Origin of the sequence: Rhodococcus sp. NPDC057297, assembly GCF_042667435.1 — a bacterium.
Classification (GTDB): domain Bacteria; phylum Actinomycetota; class Actinomycetes; order Mycobacteriales; family Mycobacteriaceae; genus Rhodococcoides.
The window spans coordinates 128,954-145,060 of record NZ_JBHUZE010000011.1; the positions used below are offsets into that span (position 1 = coordinate 128,954).

Annotated in this window: 15 protein-coding genes; 11 read left to right on the plus strand and 4 right to left on the minus strand. The window is 62.6% G+C overall.

The annotated features are described in order from the left end of the window. Positions 1-1,023, plus strand: a complete 1,023-nt coding sequence (locus ACFULT_RS25040; protein WP_378482835.1) for a Gfo/Idh/MocA family protein — start codon at positions 1-3, stop codon at positions 1,021-1,023. 157 nt (positions 1,024-1,180) lie between these two features. On the opposite strand, the gene ACFULT_RS25045 is transcribed toward ACFULT_RS25040, so the two are convergent. Together ACFULT_RS25045 and ACFULT_RS25050 are read right to left on the minus strand one after the other, a co-directional pair. After that, a complete protein-coding gene (locus ACFULT_RS25045) occupies positions 1,181-2,572 on the minus strand; it encodes an MFS transporter (RefSeq protein WP_052059535.1) in 1,392 nt (463 codons plus the stop codon). Positions 2,573-2,693: 121 nt separating this feature from the next. After that, entirely contained in the window at positions 2,694-3,482 is a 789-nt protein-coding gene (locus ACFULT_RS25050; protein ID WP_052059536.1) for an IclR family transcriptional regulator, read from the minus strand. 125 nt (positions 3,483-3,607) lie between these two features. Between ACFULT_RS25050 and ACFULT_RS25055 the strand changes: the two genes are divergently transcribed. The 8 genes from ACFULT_RS25055 (at position 3,608) to ACFULT_RS25090 (ending at position 13,026) form a co-directional block, all read left to right on the plus strand. After that, positions 3,608-4,621 (plus strand): Ldh family oxidoreductase, encoded by a 1,014-nt coding sequence (locus tag ACFULT_RS25055; protein WP_037113387.1) that lies wholly within the window; start codon positions 3,608-3,610, stop codon positions 4,619-4,621. Next, positions 4,618-5,889, plus strand: coding sequence for an iron-containing alcohol dehydrogenase (locus ACFULT_RS25060; RefSeq protein ID WP_052059538.1), 1,272 nt, complete (start codon positions 4,618-4,620; stop codon positions 5,887-5,889). The genes ACFULT_RS25055 and ACFULT_RS25060 overlap by 4 nt, the downstream gene beginning before the upstream one ends. Further along, on the plus strand, positions 5,886-7,313 hold the full coding sequence (locus ACFULT_RS25065; RefSeq protein WP_037113007.1) for an NAD-dependent succinate-semialdehyde dehydrogenase: 1,428 nt from the start codon (positions 5,886-5,888) through the stop codon (positions 7,311-7,313). Before ACFULT_RS25060 ends, ACFULT_RS25065 begins: the two co-directional genes overlap by 4 nt. Positions 7,314-7,318: 5 nt before the next feature. Further along, the gene (locus ACFULT_RS25070; RefSeq protein WP_378482859.1) at positions 7,319-8,125 is read left to right on the plus strand and encodes a hydroxypyruvate isomerase family protein; all 807 of its coding nucleotides are present in this window, start codon (positions 7,319-7,321) and stop codon (positions 8,123-8,125) included. A 9-nt stretch (positions 8,126-8,134) separates the two neighbouring features. Then, entirely contained in the window at positions 8,135-9,034 is a 900-nt protein-coding gene (locus ACFULT_RS25075; RefSeq protein ID WP_378482836.1) for a 2-hydroxy-3-oxopropionate reductase, read from the plus strand. Between the two features lies 1 nt (position 9,035). Next, complete coding sequence (gene gcl, locus ACFULT_RS25080) at positions 9,036-10,826, plus strand: glyoxylate carboligase (protein WP_378482837.1); 1,791 nt, start codon at positions 9,036-9,038, stop codon at positions 10,824-10,826. A 104-nt stretch (positions 10,827-10,930) separates the two neighbouring features. Continuing rightward, positions 10,931-12,115, plus strand: coding sequence for an enolase C-terminal domain-like protein (locus tag ACFULT_RS25085; RefSeq protein ID WP_378482838.1), 1,185 nt, complete (start codon positions 10,931-10,933; stop codon positions 12,113-12,115). A 122-nt stretch (positions 12,116-12,237) separates the two neighbouring features. After that, complete coding sequence (locus ACFULT_RS25090; protein WP_094720331.1) at positions 12,238-13,026, plus strand: 2-keto-4-pentenoate hydratase; 789 nt, start codon at positions 12,238-12,240, stop codon at positions 13,024-13,026. An 81-nt stretch (positions 13,027-13,107) separates the two neighbouring features. On the opposite strand, the gene ACFULT_RS25095 is transcribed toward ACFULT_RS25090, so the two are convergent. Continuing rightward, entirely contained in the window at positions 13,108-13,485 is a 378-nt protein-coding gene (locus ACFULT_RS25095; RefSeq protein ID WP_037112643.1) for a VOC family protein, read from the minus strand. A 48-nt stretch (positions 13,486-13,533) separates the two neighbouring features. Between ACFULT_RS25095 and ACFULT_RS25100 the strand changes: the two genes are divergently transcribed. Next, complete coding sequence (locus ACFULT_RS25100) at positions 13,534-14,391, plus strand: helix-turn-helix transcriptional regulator (RefSeq protein WP_241483901.1); 858 nt, start codon at positions 13,534-13,536, stop codon at positions 14,389-14,391. A gap of 63 nt (positions 14,392-14,454) precedes the next feature. Further along, positions 14,455-15,213, plus strand: coding sequence for an SDR family oxidoreductase (locus ACFULT_RS25105; protein ID WP_037112641.1), 759 nt, complete (start codon positions 14,455-14,457; stop codon positions 15,211-15,213). A gap of 37 nt (positions 15,214-15,250) precedes the next feature. On the opposite strand, the gene ACFULT_RS25110 is transcribed toward ACFULT_RS25105, so the two are convergent. After that, the gene (locus ACFULT_RS25110; RefSeq protein WP_378482839.1) at positions 15,251-16,069 is read right to left on the minus strand and encodes an Fpg/Nei family DNA glycosylase; all 819 of its coding nucleotides are present in this window, start codon (positions 16,067-16,069) and stop codon (positions 15,251-15,253) included. Between the last annotated feature and the right edge of the window lie 38 nt (positions 16,070-16,107).

Here is a 16,107-nt window from a genome sequence, read left to right on the forward strand (position 1 = left end):
ATGGATTCGACACTGGTCGGGCAGGGTGGCGTCGTCGACGACGATGTCTCCGTGCTGGGTTGGGGCTTCATCGGAGCGGGCTCGATCTCGGACGATGTGGCGGCGCAGGCGATTTCGGAAAAGGTCGTCGACCCCGTTGCGGTCTACGCCCGACGGCACGAGCAGGCTGCTGCATTCGCCGATCGTCACGGCTTTCGTGCCGTTTACTCGACCATCGACGAGCTGTTGGCAGATGCGTCTGTCGAAGCGGTGTACATCGCTCTGCCACACAGCCTCCACGTGGACGCGACGATTCGGGCATTGCGAGCAGGAAAGCACGTCCTCTGTGAGAAACCGTTCGCTTTGAACGCTGCCGAGGTGAGGCAGGGGATTGCTGCATCGAACGACCGAGTGGTTGCCGAGGCCTTCATGATTCGGCATCACCCGCAATGGCAATGGATCGAACAACGGATCGAGGACGGCAGTCTGGGCGCGATTCGTCACGTCCTCTGGTCGATGTCGCTGGACTTCCCCGAGCCAGTGCAACCCCCGACTCTTCCTGGCCAGGGAAGCATCCTGCTGGACGTTGCGAGCTATGGCGTCAACATCGCACGGATGGCTTTCGGAAGCGAGCCATCCTCGGTTTCCGCGAACACAGTCGACCTTCCCAGCGGTGTGGATGTCCGTGTGAGCGCCCAGTTGCAGTTCGGTGACGGGACAGCCCAGATCATGGTCGACGCGCGGGCACCGCGGATATCGACCGTTCGAATCATGGGCTCGAACGGCTACATCGATGTGTTGAATCCGGTCCACGCAGGCGCCGACGGAATTGCGAGACTCAGTTACCGGTTCGGAGACAGTGAGGCCTCCGACATCGACTTCGTGCGGGCGCCGCAGTACGCCTTGCAGCTGAAGGACTTCGCTCGGTGCGTGGCCCTCGGCGAACGGCCCGCTGTCGACCTGACCGACGCGTTGGGCAACGCGGAATGTCTCGACGCGATACGTTTGTCCGCCAGCCGGAACGGTCAATTGGTCACTGTGTAGCAGCGTACGTAGTCCATCGGAGTCACGGCGTGGAAGCGTCCCTGTCTTCCGCGGTGAGATGGCGAGTAGTCAGTGCGACATTTCTTCCATACGGCAAAGGTCCGGAGCGTCGTCGATCGGCGCTCCGGACCTTTGCGGTGTGGTCGTCTGCAGGGGTCTACAACTGCTGTACTGCCTCTTTGTTCGGCGCCACGGGCGCCGGTTTGCGCGCCAGAGACTTGAACATCACCGGCAGTAGGGCGGTTGTCGTGGCGCCCACCAGAAGCACGCCGGCCATGACCAAGCTCGGGACCTGGTATCCGCCGGTGGCGTCCTTCATGACTCCGAACATCGTGGGAGCGACGAATCCGCCCAGATTGCCGAGCGAGTTGATCAGGGCGATGGCCGTGGCAGCGGCGGCTCCGGTGAGGAACAGTCCGGGAATTTGGTAGAACGAGGCGCTCTGGGAAACCAGACCGACCATGGCCAGGCATATGAAAACCATGATCATCAAAGGGCTGTCGACCAGCGCCGACGCACCGATACCGACGGCTCCGACGAGCGCGGGAATAGTCGCGTGCCAACGTCGCTCTTGCGTCTTGTCGGAGTGGCGCGCCCACAGGATCGAGGGAACGATCGCACACAGTGCAGGCAGTCCGGTGATGAGACCGATCTGGAGACTGGACAGGCCGGTGGGTGAGGACGTCTTGAAGCCGGCGATGATCAGCGGGAGGAAGAAGAGGATGGAGTACTGGCCGCATTTGAGGCAGAAGTAGATGAACGACAGGACGACGACTCGCGGGTCTTGTAGCGACTTCAGGGCCCCACTGGCACCGTGGCTCGCTGGGATGTCGGCCTCCTGCTGGGCAATGGCTCCTTCGAGCCAATCGCGCTCCCGCTCGGACAACCACTTTGCGGTGCCGGGTCGATCTGCAAGGACGAACAGACACGCGATACCCACGAGGACGGCCGGAACACCTTCCAATACGAACATCACTCGCCATGCTTCTATCCCGAAATAGCTGTCGGGGGTGAGGAGGAACCCGGTCAGTGGTCCACCCAGGATGGCGGCGCTCGTGCCGCCGAGCACGAACAGGGAGAACATCGTTCCGCGATATTCCCTCGGAACCCAGAGCGCGAAATACATGATCACTCCCGGATAGAAGCCGGCCTCGGCTACTCCGAGTAGGAAGCGTACAGCGTAGAGGCCCCATTCGTTCGTCACGAATCCTGTCGCGGATGCGCAGATTCCCCAGGTGATCATGATGCGCGCCAACCATCTTCGCGCGCCGAACTTCATCATCATGAGGTTGCTCGGAACCTCGAACAGGGCGTACCCGACGAACAGAAGTCCGGCAGCGAGGCCGAACATGGAGGCCGTGAGTCCGAGGGCGGCGTTCATATGCAACCCGGCCTGCCCGATGTTCGTTTTCTCGAGCGCATTGAAGAAGTAGCCGAGCGCAAGAATGGGCACCAACCTCAGGAGAACTTTCCTGATTGTCTTTCGCTGCCCCTCTGGCCCCAGGGTGGTGATGTTCGGTTCCTCGGGGGAGTTGCGCGTGGTATCCATGGAGCTCCTTTGTGATGTGCCCAACAGTTGGGTGGTATCAGTGATACCCGCCTCATTGGGGCTGATCTACACCTGTACCACGGAGCGGGACGCAAACGCCGTCGACTTTCGAGGAAAGCTCTCAGGGCTCGACGTGACCGCGAGATCTGCGCGGCTGCAGAGATGCCGACAAACCGAGTGCAGTTGCGGTCACCGTCGGAGCGTACTTCTGAGCTGTGGCGAGTTGAGTCGCTCCTGTCACCGAGATCGCTCCGACCACTGGGCCGGTGGTGCCGGAGAAGATGGGTGAACTCACGCAGAATATTCCCAACCGCGATTCTTCTACGTCGTACGCCACCCGCGCTTTCCGGACCTCGGCGAGCTCCTTACGCAACCGATTCGGGTCGACGATGGTTTTGGGCGTCTGCGCTGCCAGGGACTTGGACAACACATCGTCGACGAAGGCGGGTTCGCTGAAAGCGAGTATTGCTTTGCCCAAAGCTGTTGCATGCATTCGTGCGCGACCGCCGAGGCGAGAGTGAGGAACACTCATCGCCGGTGTCGAGATTTTCTCGATGTAGAGGATCTCGTCCCCCTCTCGTACGGCAAGATTGCAGGTCAGTTTGGTGACCTCGTGCAGGGCGTGTGCATACGGAATCGCGAGATCTCGCAAGGACGTGGAAGCCGCTACGAGAGTTCCCAATTCGAACAGCCTCGCACCGAGTCTGACACCGGTCGGACAGCGTTCGAGTGCACCCCAGCCAACGAGATTCTGCACAAGTCGATGCGCCGTGGATTTCGGTACGCCCGACTGGCGGGCCAATTGACTGATGCTGAGGATTTGTCCGGGGCTCTCGAATTGTTCCAGCAGTGTGAGGCCTCGGAACAAAGACGACTTTTCGAAGTCGTCCTGCTCTGCAGGACGGGCCATGGCAGATCTCCCAGCTTCGTTGAACTATGGACGCACACGATCACCGCAATTGTCAGAGACCGCAATTCACTATAGGAGACAAGTTGACGACGGAACCTATGTTGGGAGCGGAACTCTCCACGGTCGTGAGCGAGACGGAACTACGGGAACTCACAATCAGGGTGCTCGAACATCACGGTGCCACAACTGGAACTGCAGTGTTGCAGGCAGACGCACTGGTGGAGGGTGAATTACGCGGCCATCCGTCGCATGGTTTGCGTCGACTCCCCGTGATCGTCGAACGGATGCGTCGGGGATTGATCGATGTGCAGGCAACGCCACGTCTCGAATGGAGAGCCGAGGCGTCGCTGACCGTCGACGGAAACATGGGCTTCGGTCCAGTCGCGCTCGATGCCGCAATAGAAGCAGTTTCTGCGCGTGCGGCGCGAACCGGCATCGCTATGGCGGCGATTTCCAGGTCGAGCCACATCGGAATGCTCGCACCCTACGTCGAACGTATTGCTCGACAGGGCTGTATCGGTTTGCTGCTCACTACGAGCGAGGCGCTCGTACACGCGTGGGGCGGTCGCTCTCGTGCGGTCGGTACGAACCCGATCGGAGTAGGGATACCGACTGCCGATGAACCTTTGACCCTGGATATGTCCACTTCTGCTGTGTCCATGGGCAAGATCATCGACTACGCGGCCAAGGGGCGGGCTCTCCCTGACGGATGGGCAACCGATCGATTCGGCGAACCTACCCGAAATGCCTCGGAAGCAGCAGACTTCGGCGCTTTGTCTCCATTCGGCGGGCCCAAGGGATATGCGCTGGGGGTCGCGATCGAATCGCTCGTCGCGACGGTGACGCAGACTGCGTACGGCGCTGACATCCTGGGCACTCTCGATTCCGAGCATCCGGTCACGAAAGGCGATCTGCTCGTCGTGATCAGCCTGGATGCCCTTGGCTTGAGACCAGTTCTACCTTTCTTGACCGATTACCTCACACAGATACGAGCCAGCGGGGGCGCATCGACAGCGGTGGATGTTCCCGGTGACCGAGCACGACGTACACGATCGGAGAGTTGTGCACATGGCGTGCCCGTCGATTCCGCCGTGTGGGTGCACGCGCACCGTTTGGCCGAAGGGAGCGAACTCTCATGACCACAGACGAAACCGGAGCGACAGCGCACGGCGTGCTTCGACTACCCGACCGAATCTTGTTCGGAGACGGCAGTTTCTCGGCAGTCGCAGTCGAGGCTTCGAGACTGGGAAGCAACGTGCTCCTGGTCTGCGATCCATTCCTGCTGGACTCGCCTGAACTCGATGGAATCCTGAAGGAACTGGCGTCTCTGAATGTCGACGTCACAGTCGAGGCCAGGGTGGTTCCCGAACTTCCGCGCGAGCACGTCGAAGAACTCATCGCCGCACACCGCAATTCCGGTGCCGATGCCGTGGTGGCCGTAGGGGGTGGAAGCGCGATCGACCTCGCCAAGCTGATTGCTCTGGGACTGAGCACCATCGGTGCACTGGACACGTGGTACGGCGAGAATGCGATTCCGTCCCCGGTGCTGCCTGTCGTCGCGGTTCCGACGACGGCGGGTACCGGGAGTGAAGTCACCGGTGTTGCCGTTCTCACGGATCCGGACCGGGACCTCAAGGTGGGAATCTCGAGTCCCTATCTCGTTCCCTGCGTAGCCATCGTCGACCCACTTCTCACAATCGGCGCCCCGCCATCGGTCACTGCGGCTTCTGGTGCGGATGCACTCGTTCATGCCGTCGAGGCGTACACAGCCGCAGTACGTCCAGCCGATTGGTCGGCGCAACTACCAGTCTTCGTGGGCCGAAATCTGCTGAGCTCCCCTCTGGCCCTCGAAGCCATCCGATTGATCGTGCCCAACCTGTCCCGCGCAGTACGGGACGGGAACGACCTGGACGCACGACGTGCAATGGCGCAGGGCAGTCTGTTGGCAGGGATGGCCTTCGGTTCTGCCGGCACCCATCTCTCGCACGCTATCCAGTATCCGGTCGGTGCACTCACCCATACGCCGCACGGCTTGGGCACGGGCTTGCTCCTGCCGTACGTGCTCGATGCGGTGTTGCCGACCTGCGTTCCACAGCTGGCGCACATCGCCGAGGCTCTCGGTCTTCGGGAATCGAATTCGGAGGCCGCTGCCCGAGCTGCGATCGACGCCATCGCAGGGGTATTCGAGGAGATCGGTCTGCCTTCGGACTTGCGCTCGATAGGCGTCACGGACGCGGACGTTCCCCGAATCGTCGAACTCTCTCTCACTGTGAAACGGCTTGTGGCGAACTCGAGCGACACCCCGACACCGGAGCTGATCGGACGCATCGTCCGAGCGGCTCTCGACGGTGACCGCGCCCGGCCCGTATCCGAAGAAACGAACGATCAGAACAGGATCCACGCATGACATTCCGTAGTCAGCTGCATATCGACGGGCAGTGGAGGGACGGCAGCTCCAGCAAGACTTTTCCGGTCGTGAATCCCGCTGTCGGTGAGGAACTGACCGCATTCGCGGTAGCCGACGACGCTGATTGTGACGCAGCTGTCGCTGCTGCAGAAAGTGCGCTCGAGCACTGGCGGACGACGTCGCCGCGGGATCGGAGCGAGCTGCTTCGAGCTACGTTCGAGATCCTTCGAGACGATATCGAGCGACTGGCCGAGATCATCGTTCTGGAGAACGGCAAATCGTTCGCTGATGCTCTGGGCGAGGCGAAGTACGCGATCGAGTTCTTTCGCTGGTATTCCGAGGAAGCCGCACGGGTTCACGGCGACTTTCGCCGATCTCCCTCCGACGACAAACACATCATCGTCACCCACGAGCCGGTCGGTGTCGCGCTCCTCGTCACGCCGTGGAACTACCCAGCCGCAATGGCTACTCGCAAGATCGCGCCTGCTCTCGCTGCGGGGTGCACCGTAGTGCTCAAACCTGCCAGAGAGACACCTCTTGCTGCTGCCTTCGTAGTCGACGCACTCCAACGAGCCGGCGTGCCGTCGGGTGTGGTCAACCTGGTGACGCCCGTCCCGACGGGTCCTGCTGTGTCCAGAATGTTGCACCATCCTGCGGTGCGCAAGCTGAGCTTCACCGGATCGACCGAGGTTGGACGCGTTTTGCTGCACGAAGCGGCAGACCAAGTCATCAGTTCGTCGATGGAGTTGGGAGGTAACGCACCCTTCGTCGTATTGCCCGACGCCGACGTGGACATGGCAGTCGAGGGCGCCCTCGTCGCGAAGATGCGCAACGGCGGCTCGGCATGTACTGCTGCCAATCGCTTCTACATCCATTCCTCGCTGTGCGAATCGTTCATCTCGCGGATGGTGTCGGAATTTTCGACGTGGACCGTCGGTCCCGGCTCCGATCGGTCCAACCAACTCGGTGCTCTCGTCTCCATCGAGGAGCGAGACAAGGTTGCCGACCTTGTCGATCGCGCGGTGGAAGAGGGAGCTGAGATTGTCTGCGGTGGAAAGTCTCTCGACGGTGGGGCCTTCTACGAGCCGACTGTTCTCCGAGGGGTCGCTCACGACAGCGAGATAGCCCGTACCGAGATATTCGGACCGGTCGTCTCGATCATCGAATACGACGAGGTCGACGACGCGATCCGTATGGCCAATGACACCATCTTCGGTCTCATCGCATACGTGTACGGAGAAAAAGGTGCTGCGTTGTCTGCGTCGTTACGAATCGAGGCGGGGATGGTGGCTGTGAACAAGGGTGTGCTCAGCGATCCGGCAGCGCCGTTCGGCGGAATGAAGCAAAGTGGACTCGGCAGAGAGGGGAGTTCTGAGGGAATCCTCGAATTCCTGGAGGAGAAGTACATCGGAGTCGATCTGTGAATTCCCTGATTCTGTCATCGTGTTCCGTCAACTGCTCCATCCTGTTCACCGACGTTCCGCTGCTGGAGCGACCGGCTGCTGCGAAGGCGGCGGGGTTCGACGCCGTGGAGTTCTGGTGGCCGTTTCCGACTCCGGTTCCCGGCGACCGTGATGTGGACGCGTTCGTCTCCGCGGTCCGGGATGCAGGCGTTCGGTTGACCGGATTGAACTTCGCCGCGGGTGACATGCCTGCGGGCGACCGCGGAATTCTGAGCGACCCCGCGCAGGTTCGTGCCTTCCGTGACAACATCGACGTCACTGTCGGCATCGGGAAGACGCTCGGGACCGGCGCGTTCAATGCGTTGTACGGAAACCGAATCGACGGCACCGATCCCGCCGAGCAGGATCGTGTCGCGGCCGAGAATCTGGCTGCCGCCGGGGCCGCTGCCGCCGGGATCGGCGCGGTCGTGTTGATCGAGCCGGTCAGCGGTGCACCGGCATATCCGCTTCTGACCGCCGACGACGCCGTGGCCGTCATTCGTCGTGTCGAGCGCGACCACGACGTACACAGTCTTCGTCTGCTGGCGGATCTGTATCACCTCGACGTCAACGGGGACGACATCACGGCTGCACTCGACAATCACACCGACGTGATCGGTCACGTTCAGATCGCCGATGCGCCCGGCCGTGGAGAACCAGGCACCGGAACAATCGATGTGGCTCGCCACCTCGCCCACCTCGAGCGCTTGGGTTACGAGGGTCGTATCGGTCTCGAGTACAAGGCGACTCGCCCCGACACGTTCTCCTGGCTGACTGTCTCCACTTCCACGTAAGGATTCTCCATGAGCACAATCGCTTTCATCGGTCTCGGGATCATGGGAAGCCCCATGTCCGTTCATCTCGCCGAGGCCGGACACACAGTCGTCGGCTACAACAGGTCGGTCGGTGCGACAGAACGTCTCGTGGCTGCCGGTGGCATCGCCGCGGACTCCATCGCGAAGGCCGTCGCCGACGCCGACATCGTGGCGGTCATGGTCCCCGATTCCCCCGACGTGCACCAGGTGCTGCTCGGTGAGGACGGCGTGTTCGACCATGCCCGCCGCGGCACCCTCGTCATCGACTTCTCGAGCATCCGCCCGGACGTGACCGCCTCACTCGCCGAGGAAGCCTCCACCCGCGGATTCCGGCTGATCGACGCACCCGTCTCCGGAGGCCAGGCAGGCGCCGAGAACGCCACACTGTCGATCATGGTCGGCGGCAGCGCAGAGGACTTCGCCTCCGCCGAGCCGATACTCGACGTGGTCGGAAAAACAGTGGTTCACGTCGGCCCCAGTGGGTCGGGGCAGACCGTCAAAGCCGCCAATCAGTTGATCGTCGCCGGCAACATCCAGGTCCTCGCCGAGGCCATCGCATTCCTCGAAGCCTACGGAGTGGACCTCGCGGCATCGGTCGAGGTACTCGGCGTAGGCCTCGCCGGGTCAGCAGTGCTGAACCAGAAGGCACAGAAGATGCTCGACAGATCGTTCGAACCGGGATTCCGAATCGACCTGCACCACAAGGACCTCGGCATCGTCACCTCCGCTGCCCGCGAAGCAGGCATCGCCGTGCCGATGGGCGCAGTCCTGGCCCAGCTGATGGCATCGGCCCGCGCCAACGGCGACGGCGGGATGGATCACTCGGCTCTCTACCGCGGGGTCGCTCGCCTGTCCGGAACCCTCGACACAGAAACCACGGTGCACTGACATGCCCAAGATGCGCGCGGCCGATGCAGCCGTGAAGATTCTCGAACTCGAAGGCGCCACCACCGCGTTCGGTCTGCCCGGCGCAGCGATCAACCCCTTCTACGCCGCGATGCGGGAGCACGGCGGCATCCGCCACGTCCTCGCCCGCCACGTCGAAGGCGCCTCCCACATGGCCGAAGGGTTCACCCGCGCCGCCGCGGGCAACATCGGAATCTGCATCGGCACCTCCGGCCCGGCCGGCACCGACATGATCACCGGCCTGTACTCCGCGATGGCCGATTCCATCCCGATCCTGGCCATCACCGGCCAAGCTCCCGTCGCACGGCTGCACAAGGAGGACTTCCAAGCCGTCGACATCGCCGCGATCGCCGGGCCCGTCACCAAGATGGCGATGACCGTCCTCGAACCGGCGCAGGTACCGGGCGCGTTCGCTCAGGCATTCCACCTGATGCGATCCGGCCGACCTGGACCGGTCCTGATCGATCTGCCCATCGACGTCCAGCTCGCCGACATCGACTTCGACCCCGATACCTACCAGTCTCTGCCGGTGCACAAGCCCCGGTGCTCGCGGGCGCAGGCCGAGAAGGCGATCGACATGCTCCTCGCCGCCGAGCGGCCGTTGATCGTCGCCGGCGGCGGCATCATCAACGCCGACGCCTCCGACCTCCTCGTCGAACTCGCCGAACTCCTCGACGTCCCCGTGATCCCGACCCTGATGGGATGGGGCACCATTCCCGACGACCACCGCCTCGCCGCGGGCATGGTGGGACTGCAGACCGCACACCGCTACGGAAACGCCACACTACTGGCCTCGGACTTCGTGCTGGGCATCGGCAATCGTTGGGCCAACCGGCACACCGGGGGCCTCGACACCTACCGCAAAGGCCGCACGTTCGTCCACGTCGACATCGAACCCACCCAGATCGGACGCGTCTTCGCACCCGACTACGGCATCATCTCCGACGCCAAAGCAGCCCTCGAGCAGTTCATCGCGGTCGCCCGGGAACGCACGGCAGCAGGAACACTGCGCGATCTCGGTGACTGGGTCGCAGCATGTGCCCACCGCAAAGCCACCATGCACCGACGCACCCACTTCGACAACGTGCCGATCAAACCGCAACGCGTGTACGAGGAGATGAACAAGGTCTTCGGCCGAGACACCCGATACATCAGCACCATCGGACTCTCCCAGATCGCGGGCGGACAGTTTCTGCACGTCTACTCCCCACGCAACTGGATCAACTGCGGGCAAGCCGGCCCGCTGGGCTGGACCATCCCGGCCGCCCTCGGTGCCGTCGCCGCCGACCCGAGCGTCGACGTCGTTGCCCTCTCCGGTGACTACGACTTCCAGTTCATGATCGAAGAACTCGCCGTCGGAGCGCAGTTCAACCTCCCCTACGTGCACGTCGTCGTCAACAACTCCTACCTCGGGCTGATCCGCCAGGCCCAACGCGCCTTCGACATGGACTTCTGCGTCCAACTCGGATTCGACAACATCAACACCCAAGAAACCGAGGAGACCCTGCCCAAGGGATACGGCGTCGACCACGTCCGTGTCGCAGAAGGACTGGGATGCACAGCACTGCGCGTGACCGAACCCGAACTGATCGGCGACGCACTCCGCCGTGCCCGAACCCTCGCCTCGGAACACAAAGTCCCGGTCGTCGTGGAAATCATCCTCGAACGCGTCACCAACATCGCTATGGGGAACGACATCGATGCGATCAATGAATTCGAGGAACTAGTCGACGGCCCTGACGCGGCGCCGACTGCCCTGCTTTCACCGAGCTGAGGATGGCCGTCGAACACGGGCGGTAAAGATTCGGTGGTACCCCGATTCAGTTCCACTAGGGTCGAAAAGCGCGTTCGAAACAATAGAAGTCAACGGAGATTGTGTTGAAGAAGATCGTGATTACGAGTGTCCAGATCGTCGAGGTCACCGGACCGTCTCCGGCCGACCCGGATCGTCGATGGCCGGCGCAGGTCAATGCCGCCCGGATCTATCCTGAATTCCGTACCTTTCCGAAAAATCCGTTCGGTGCAGGTGGTTCGATGACAGCCCGATACCTTCGAATAGGCACCGATGCAGGAGTCGAAGGAATCTACGGACCGATCGATGCGGAAGTCGTGGCACCGCTGATTGCGCAGATAGGTCCACGCCTTATCGGGCGTGACGCGCTGGCGGTCACCGTCACATGGGACGCGCTGGATCGAGTGGACCGGCACGCGCGCCATGGACATTTCAAGATGGCGATGAGCGCCGTCGACAACGCTCTGTGGGATCTGCGCGGCAGGGTGTTCGACGCGCCGGTCTGGCAATTGCTCGGTGGTTCCGCGCGCGAATCCATTCCGGCCTACGCCAGCATGCTGGGCACCCCTCTGGACGAGGACTCGGTCGTGGAGCAGGTCAGGTGGGCCAAGGGGGAGGGGTTCGAAGGCCAGAAATGGTTCCTGGGTGACGGCCCGTCCGACGGTGAGCAAGGTCTGCGTAGAAACGTCGACGTAGCCCGCTCGGTGAGGCGTTCGATCGGCGACGAGGCGGACATGATGTTCGACGTGTTCCGCGGATGGGACCTGGCCTACGCCAAGGCGTGGACACGCCGAGTCGACGACTTGCATCCAACCTGGCTCGAGGAACCGTTCCTGCCGAGCCACTTCGCCGCATATGCGGAACTGCACAGGGCAACCTCGGTACCCCTGGCTGCGGGTGAGCATTTGTACGATCGAAACGATCTGGTGCCCTATCTGAACGATGGGATTCTCGCTGTGGTGCAGTCGGATCCGGAATGGTGTGGGGGTGTCACCGAGCTCGTTCGGATTTGCGCAATGGCAGAGCTTCATGCCATTCCGATGATTGCGCACGGCCACAACATTCACGCGGCATTGCATGTGGCTGCCAGTCAGTCGCCTATCGTGTGCCCGAAGGTCGAATATCTGGTCAATATTGTTCCGCTACGGCATTTCTTCGAGATCGATCCACCGGTGGCGATCGGCGGGAGTGTGGACATTCCCCGACGATCAGGATTCGGCATCGAACTGGACAGTTCGAAGATCGAAAAGTCGAACACGATTCAGGTCTGACGGCCGGAGCACGATCGATCGCTTGCGATGGAGTTTCGAGAACAACCGGTGCACAGATGTTTTCGTCCCGTTGAGCGGATCGAACCCTACGTATCGATGATTACGGCTACTAGGTTCGATTCATGACTATCGTGGAACAGAACGTGATCAGTGAAGCTGCCGACAGGCTCTCGTCGGCAGGGGCGACCCGTACCCCGTGCGCGCCGGTGCGCGACCTGATCGGTAGTGCTGACCTCGATGCGGCCTACAGGGTGCAGGCTCGAAACATCGGTGCGCGCTTGACGGCGGGTCGAACAGTAGCGGGACGTAAAATCGGCCTGACGTCGCGCGCAGTTCAGACGCAATTCGGTGTGGATCAGCCCGACTTCGGTGTCCTGCTCGACGACTTCGACGTCAGTGCCGATGCGGTGATCGACCTCGGGCGTTTGATGCAGCCGCGGATCGAACCTGAGATCGCACTCGTTCTCTCTGCAGACATATCGGAACCGGTCTCCGCAACGCAAGCACCGCAATTCGTCTCGCAGGTGTGCGCGTCCTTCGAGATCCTGGACAGCCGAATTGCGAGCTGGGACATCAGTGTCGCCGACAGCATTGCAGACAATGCGTCGTCCGGGCTGTACGTCCTCGGAGATGCAGTGCGTCCGGTCGACACGAACGGTCTTGTCGACACCGCGGTGGTCATGACGGAAGACGGCGAGCGAGTCTTCGGTGAATACGGATGGGACGCATTCGAAAGCCCGTGGAGTGCGTTGTCGTGGATCGCGAGAACCAGCCTCGAGCACGGATCGCGACTCCGGTCAGGCGACGTGATTCTCACCGGCTCGCTCGGTCCTGTCGTCACGGTGAACCCCGGGTCGACGTACACCGCGGAGATCGCCGGAATCGGACGTGTCACGGCGACCTTCGGCTAGTTCCTCAGCACCTCGAGCGGATGCGGCGGGCAAACCAACGAGGTGGTCCGATAGCAGCCGACGCGTGGCTGGCCGAACGGATCATCCCCAGCTGTCGGCATTCGTCAGACAGAACGGATGGCCGGACGGGTCGAGCAGCACGCGCCAGGTGTTTCCCGGTTGTTCGTCGGGCAGGGTCGCGCCGAGTTCGACGGCCGCGCTCGCTGCCTCGTCCAAATCGGCAACGGCGAGATCGAAGTGGAACTGTTTGCTGCCGTGCTGGTTGGGCCACTGCGGAGGCTCGTAGTCCTCGACACGCCCGAACCCCAACGCGTTACTGGGTCCGGCCACCATCGCGTAGTCCCTCTCGGCGTGCACCACGTCCCATCCGAGCAGGGACGACCAGAATTTCGCACTTGCCTCGGGGTCAGTGCAGTCCAGGGTGACCATCTTCAGTGTTGCTACGGGCGTGGGGTTCATGTTCTCTCCTGACGAACGGTGTCGTCACAGCCTCCTAGACTGCTCCCTGTGGCGGATAGGAAAAATGCGACAGCGACGACTGCGGGTGTTCTGCGACCCGCTGAACTCGCGCGCCACGTCGAACTTGCCCGGCTGCCCTGCTCGGCGCCCCTGTCTCCATACATCGAGAACTATTGGCTGTTGCGCTGGGATCTGCCGTCGGGAACGTCGTTCCGGAGCTCGACGCTTCCACACCCGGCATGCACCCTGAGCGTCGAACGCGGGCATGTGCGTGAGGGAGTCACTGATTCCGTTGTCGTCACAGGAGTACTCACCAGGAGATTCGACGTACGGCTGGCCGGTTCCGGATGGGTGTTCGGTGCCAAGTTTCGCCCGGGAGGATTCGCGGCGTTCACCGGCACTCGTGCCCGAGAGCTGCGCGACGTACCAGTCGCGCCTCCCATCGCGTTCTTGCCGGCCACCGTCGAGTCGTTGGCGACTCTGGGTGCTCATCTCGCACCGGACGAGTGTCGATCGCATATGGACGCCGTGCTTCGCCCTTACGTTCGGGACGTCGAACCGGATTACTCGACAGTCCTCGACGTCGTCGAGGTGATGCTGCACGACCGAGAGCTGATCAGAGTGCAGCAGGTCGAAGAGCGGTGCGGAATCGCAGCGCGGCGGCTGCAGCGATTGTTCGAAAGACTTGTCGGCGCGCCGCCCAAGTGGGTCCTCGCGCGCTACCGCATTCACGACGCGGTGACGGATCTGGACAACGGCTATGCAGGGTCTCTGGCTGACCTGGCAGCTCGGTACGGCTGGTTCGACCAAGCTCACTTCACCCGGGAGTTCACCGAACTCGTCGGTGTTTCGCCCGGGACATACATGCAGGCACGACCGAAGGAGCCCCGACCGCGCGCGGTGTGAGCGAGGGGTTGCGTTTCTTCCTAGGACGCTCACGCCGCCGGTCCGGCGTGATGGAATGGTCTGATGGTGACCGAAGTGGGACGTGTGCCACGTGTGATCGTCGTGACCGGCGCTGGATCCGGGCTGGGGCGAGCCATGGCAACCGCCTTGCTCGGCGTCGGTCATCGGGTGGTGCTGGTGGGCAGGACGCGAGCGACTCTCGACGAGGTGGCCGAAGGACACGACCGCGCCGACGTTCGCGAATGCGATGTGTCCGTTCCGGATTCAGTCCATCGCTTGTTCCAGGGCGTGTTCACGGACTTCGGAAGACTGGACGTCCTCGTGAACAACGCAGGTACCTTCGGGCCGCCCGGCAGCATCGACGAGGTCGATCCCGCAGCGTGGTCTCATACCGTCGCCACGAACCTCACCGGGGCGTTCCTCTGCGCGCGCGAAGCCGTGCGCATCATGAAGGTCCAGGACCCGCGAGGTGGCCGGATCATCAACAACGGCTCGATTTCGGCACACACACCGCGCCCCGAAAGCGTCGCTTACACCGCAACGAAGCACGGCGTGTCCGGGCTGACCAAATCGATCGCGCTCGACGGTCGTGACTTCGACATCTGCTGCAGCCAGATCGACATCGGAAATGCCGCGACCGACATGACCGCGGGGATCGCACACGCAGCGCGGCAAGCAGACGGAACCACCCGCCCGGAACCGACATTCGATTCGGTGCACGTCGCCGACACCGTCGTGCATCTCGTGGATCTGCCGTTGGACGTGAACGTCCCGACGATGACGATCATGGCGAACCGGATGCCGTACATGGGGCGGGGCTGAGCGTCGACTCGACTGCGTGGGGACGATGATCAGTTTGTCACCGCTGCTCGCGGGAGCACCACCACGTCGTACGGCCGCCGACGGTTCCGCGAGACATCGGTGCGCCGCAGCGAGGACACGTCGCATCCTTCTTGCGGAACGGGATGATCTCACCGGTGTGTACTCCGCCTTTCTTTATAGCGGACCTGATCGCACGGCGCAGAACCACCCGGAGTTCGTCGAGCTCGTCGGTCGTCAGGGTCTTGGCGCGGCGTGACGGTGAGATCTCGCTCTGCCACAGGACCTCGTCGGCGAGAAGATTACCGATCCCCGATACCGCAGCCTGATCCAGTAAGCGGGCTTTGAGCGGTGCTGCGCTCATCCCGATGCGGTGCCGAAAGTCGTCGCGGGTTATCTCGGCGGCATCCGGACCGAGCGCGTCGATGTCGGGTTCGAGCCGTACGCGGCCGAGCCGGCGCTTGTCGAACAGACGGAGCTGGCCGCCGTCGTCGAAGGTGATCGCGAACCGAGTCCACTCGGGTTTGTCGGTGTCACGTTCGCCCACATGGGGATCGCCGCCGCCGTACCGGGACGTTTGCTCACCGTCCGGTGCTGTGACGATGATGCGCCCGCCCATGCCGAGGTGTATTCCGAGGGTCGGGCCCTCCGAACCGTCGGCGAGTTCGGTCTCGCACCACATCGCTTTGCCGCGGCGACACGCTTCGGTAAGCACACCGCCGGTGAGCGCTTGCGCGATCTCGCCTGGGGGATGGGGTCGGCACTCGAACGTATCGGCGTCGTCGACCTCCACGATGACGCGACCGAGCGCCTTCTCGACGACCTGTCTGGCGTTCTCGACTTCGGGTAGTTCCGGCACCGACAGTCTTTACCCCGTCGGGCAATCGTCTACCCCTG

Excerpts from the sequence above, each read along its gene's own strand:
- ACFULT_RS25040 (WP_378482835.1), top strand. The coding sequence starts at position 1 with ATGGATTCGACACTGGTCGGGCAGGGTGGCGTCGTCGACGACGATGTC.
- ACFULT_RS25045 (WP_052059535.1), bottom strand. The coding sequence starts at position 2,572 with ATGGATACCACGCGCAACTCCCCCGAGGAACCGAACATCACCACCCTG.
- ACFULT_RS25050 (WP_052059536.1), bottom strand. The coding sequence starts at position 3,482 with ATGGCCCGTCCTGCAGAGCAGGACGACTTCGAAAAGTCGTCTTTGTTC.
- ACFULT_RS25060 (WP_052059538.1), top strand. The coding sequence starts at position 4,618 with ATGACCACAGACGAAACCGGAGCGACAGCGCACGGCGTGCTTCGACTA.
- ACFULT_RS25065 (WP_037113007.1), top strand. The coding sequence starts at position 5,886 with ATGACATTCCGTAGTCAGCTGCATATCGACGGGCAGTGGAGGGACGGC.
- ACFULT_RS25075 (WP_378482836.1), top strand. The coding sequence starts at position 8,135 with ATGAGCACAATCGCTTTCATCGGTCTCGGGATCATGGGAAGCCCCATG.
- gcl (WP_378482837.1), top strand. The coding sequence starts at position 9,036 with ATGCCCAAGATGCGCGCGGCCGATGCAGCCGTGAAGATTCTCGAACTC.
- ACFULT_RS25090 (WP_094720331.1), top strand. The coding sequence starts at position 12,238 with ATGACTATCGTGGAACAGAACGTGATCAGTGAAGCTGCCGACAGGCTC.
- ACFULT_RS25095 (WP_037112643.1), bottom strand. The coding sequence starts at position 13,485 with ATGAACCCCACGCCCGTAGCAACACTGAAGATGGTCACCCTGGACTGC.
- ACFULT_RS25105 (WP_037112641.1), top strand. The coding sequence starts at position 14,455 with ATGGTGACCGAAGTGGGACGTGTGCCACGTGTGATCGTCGTGACCGGC.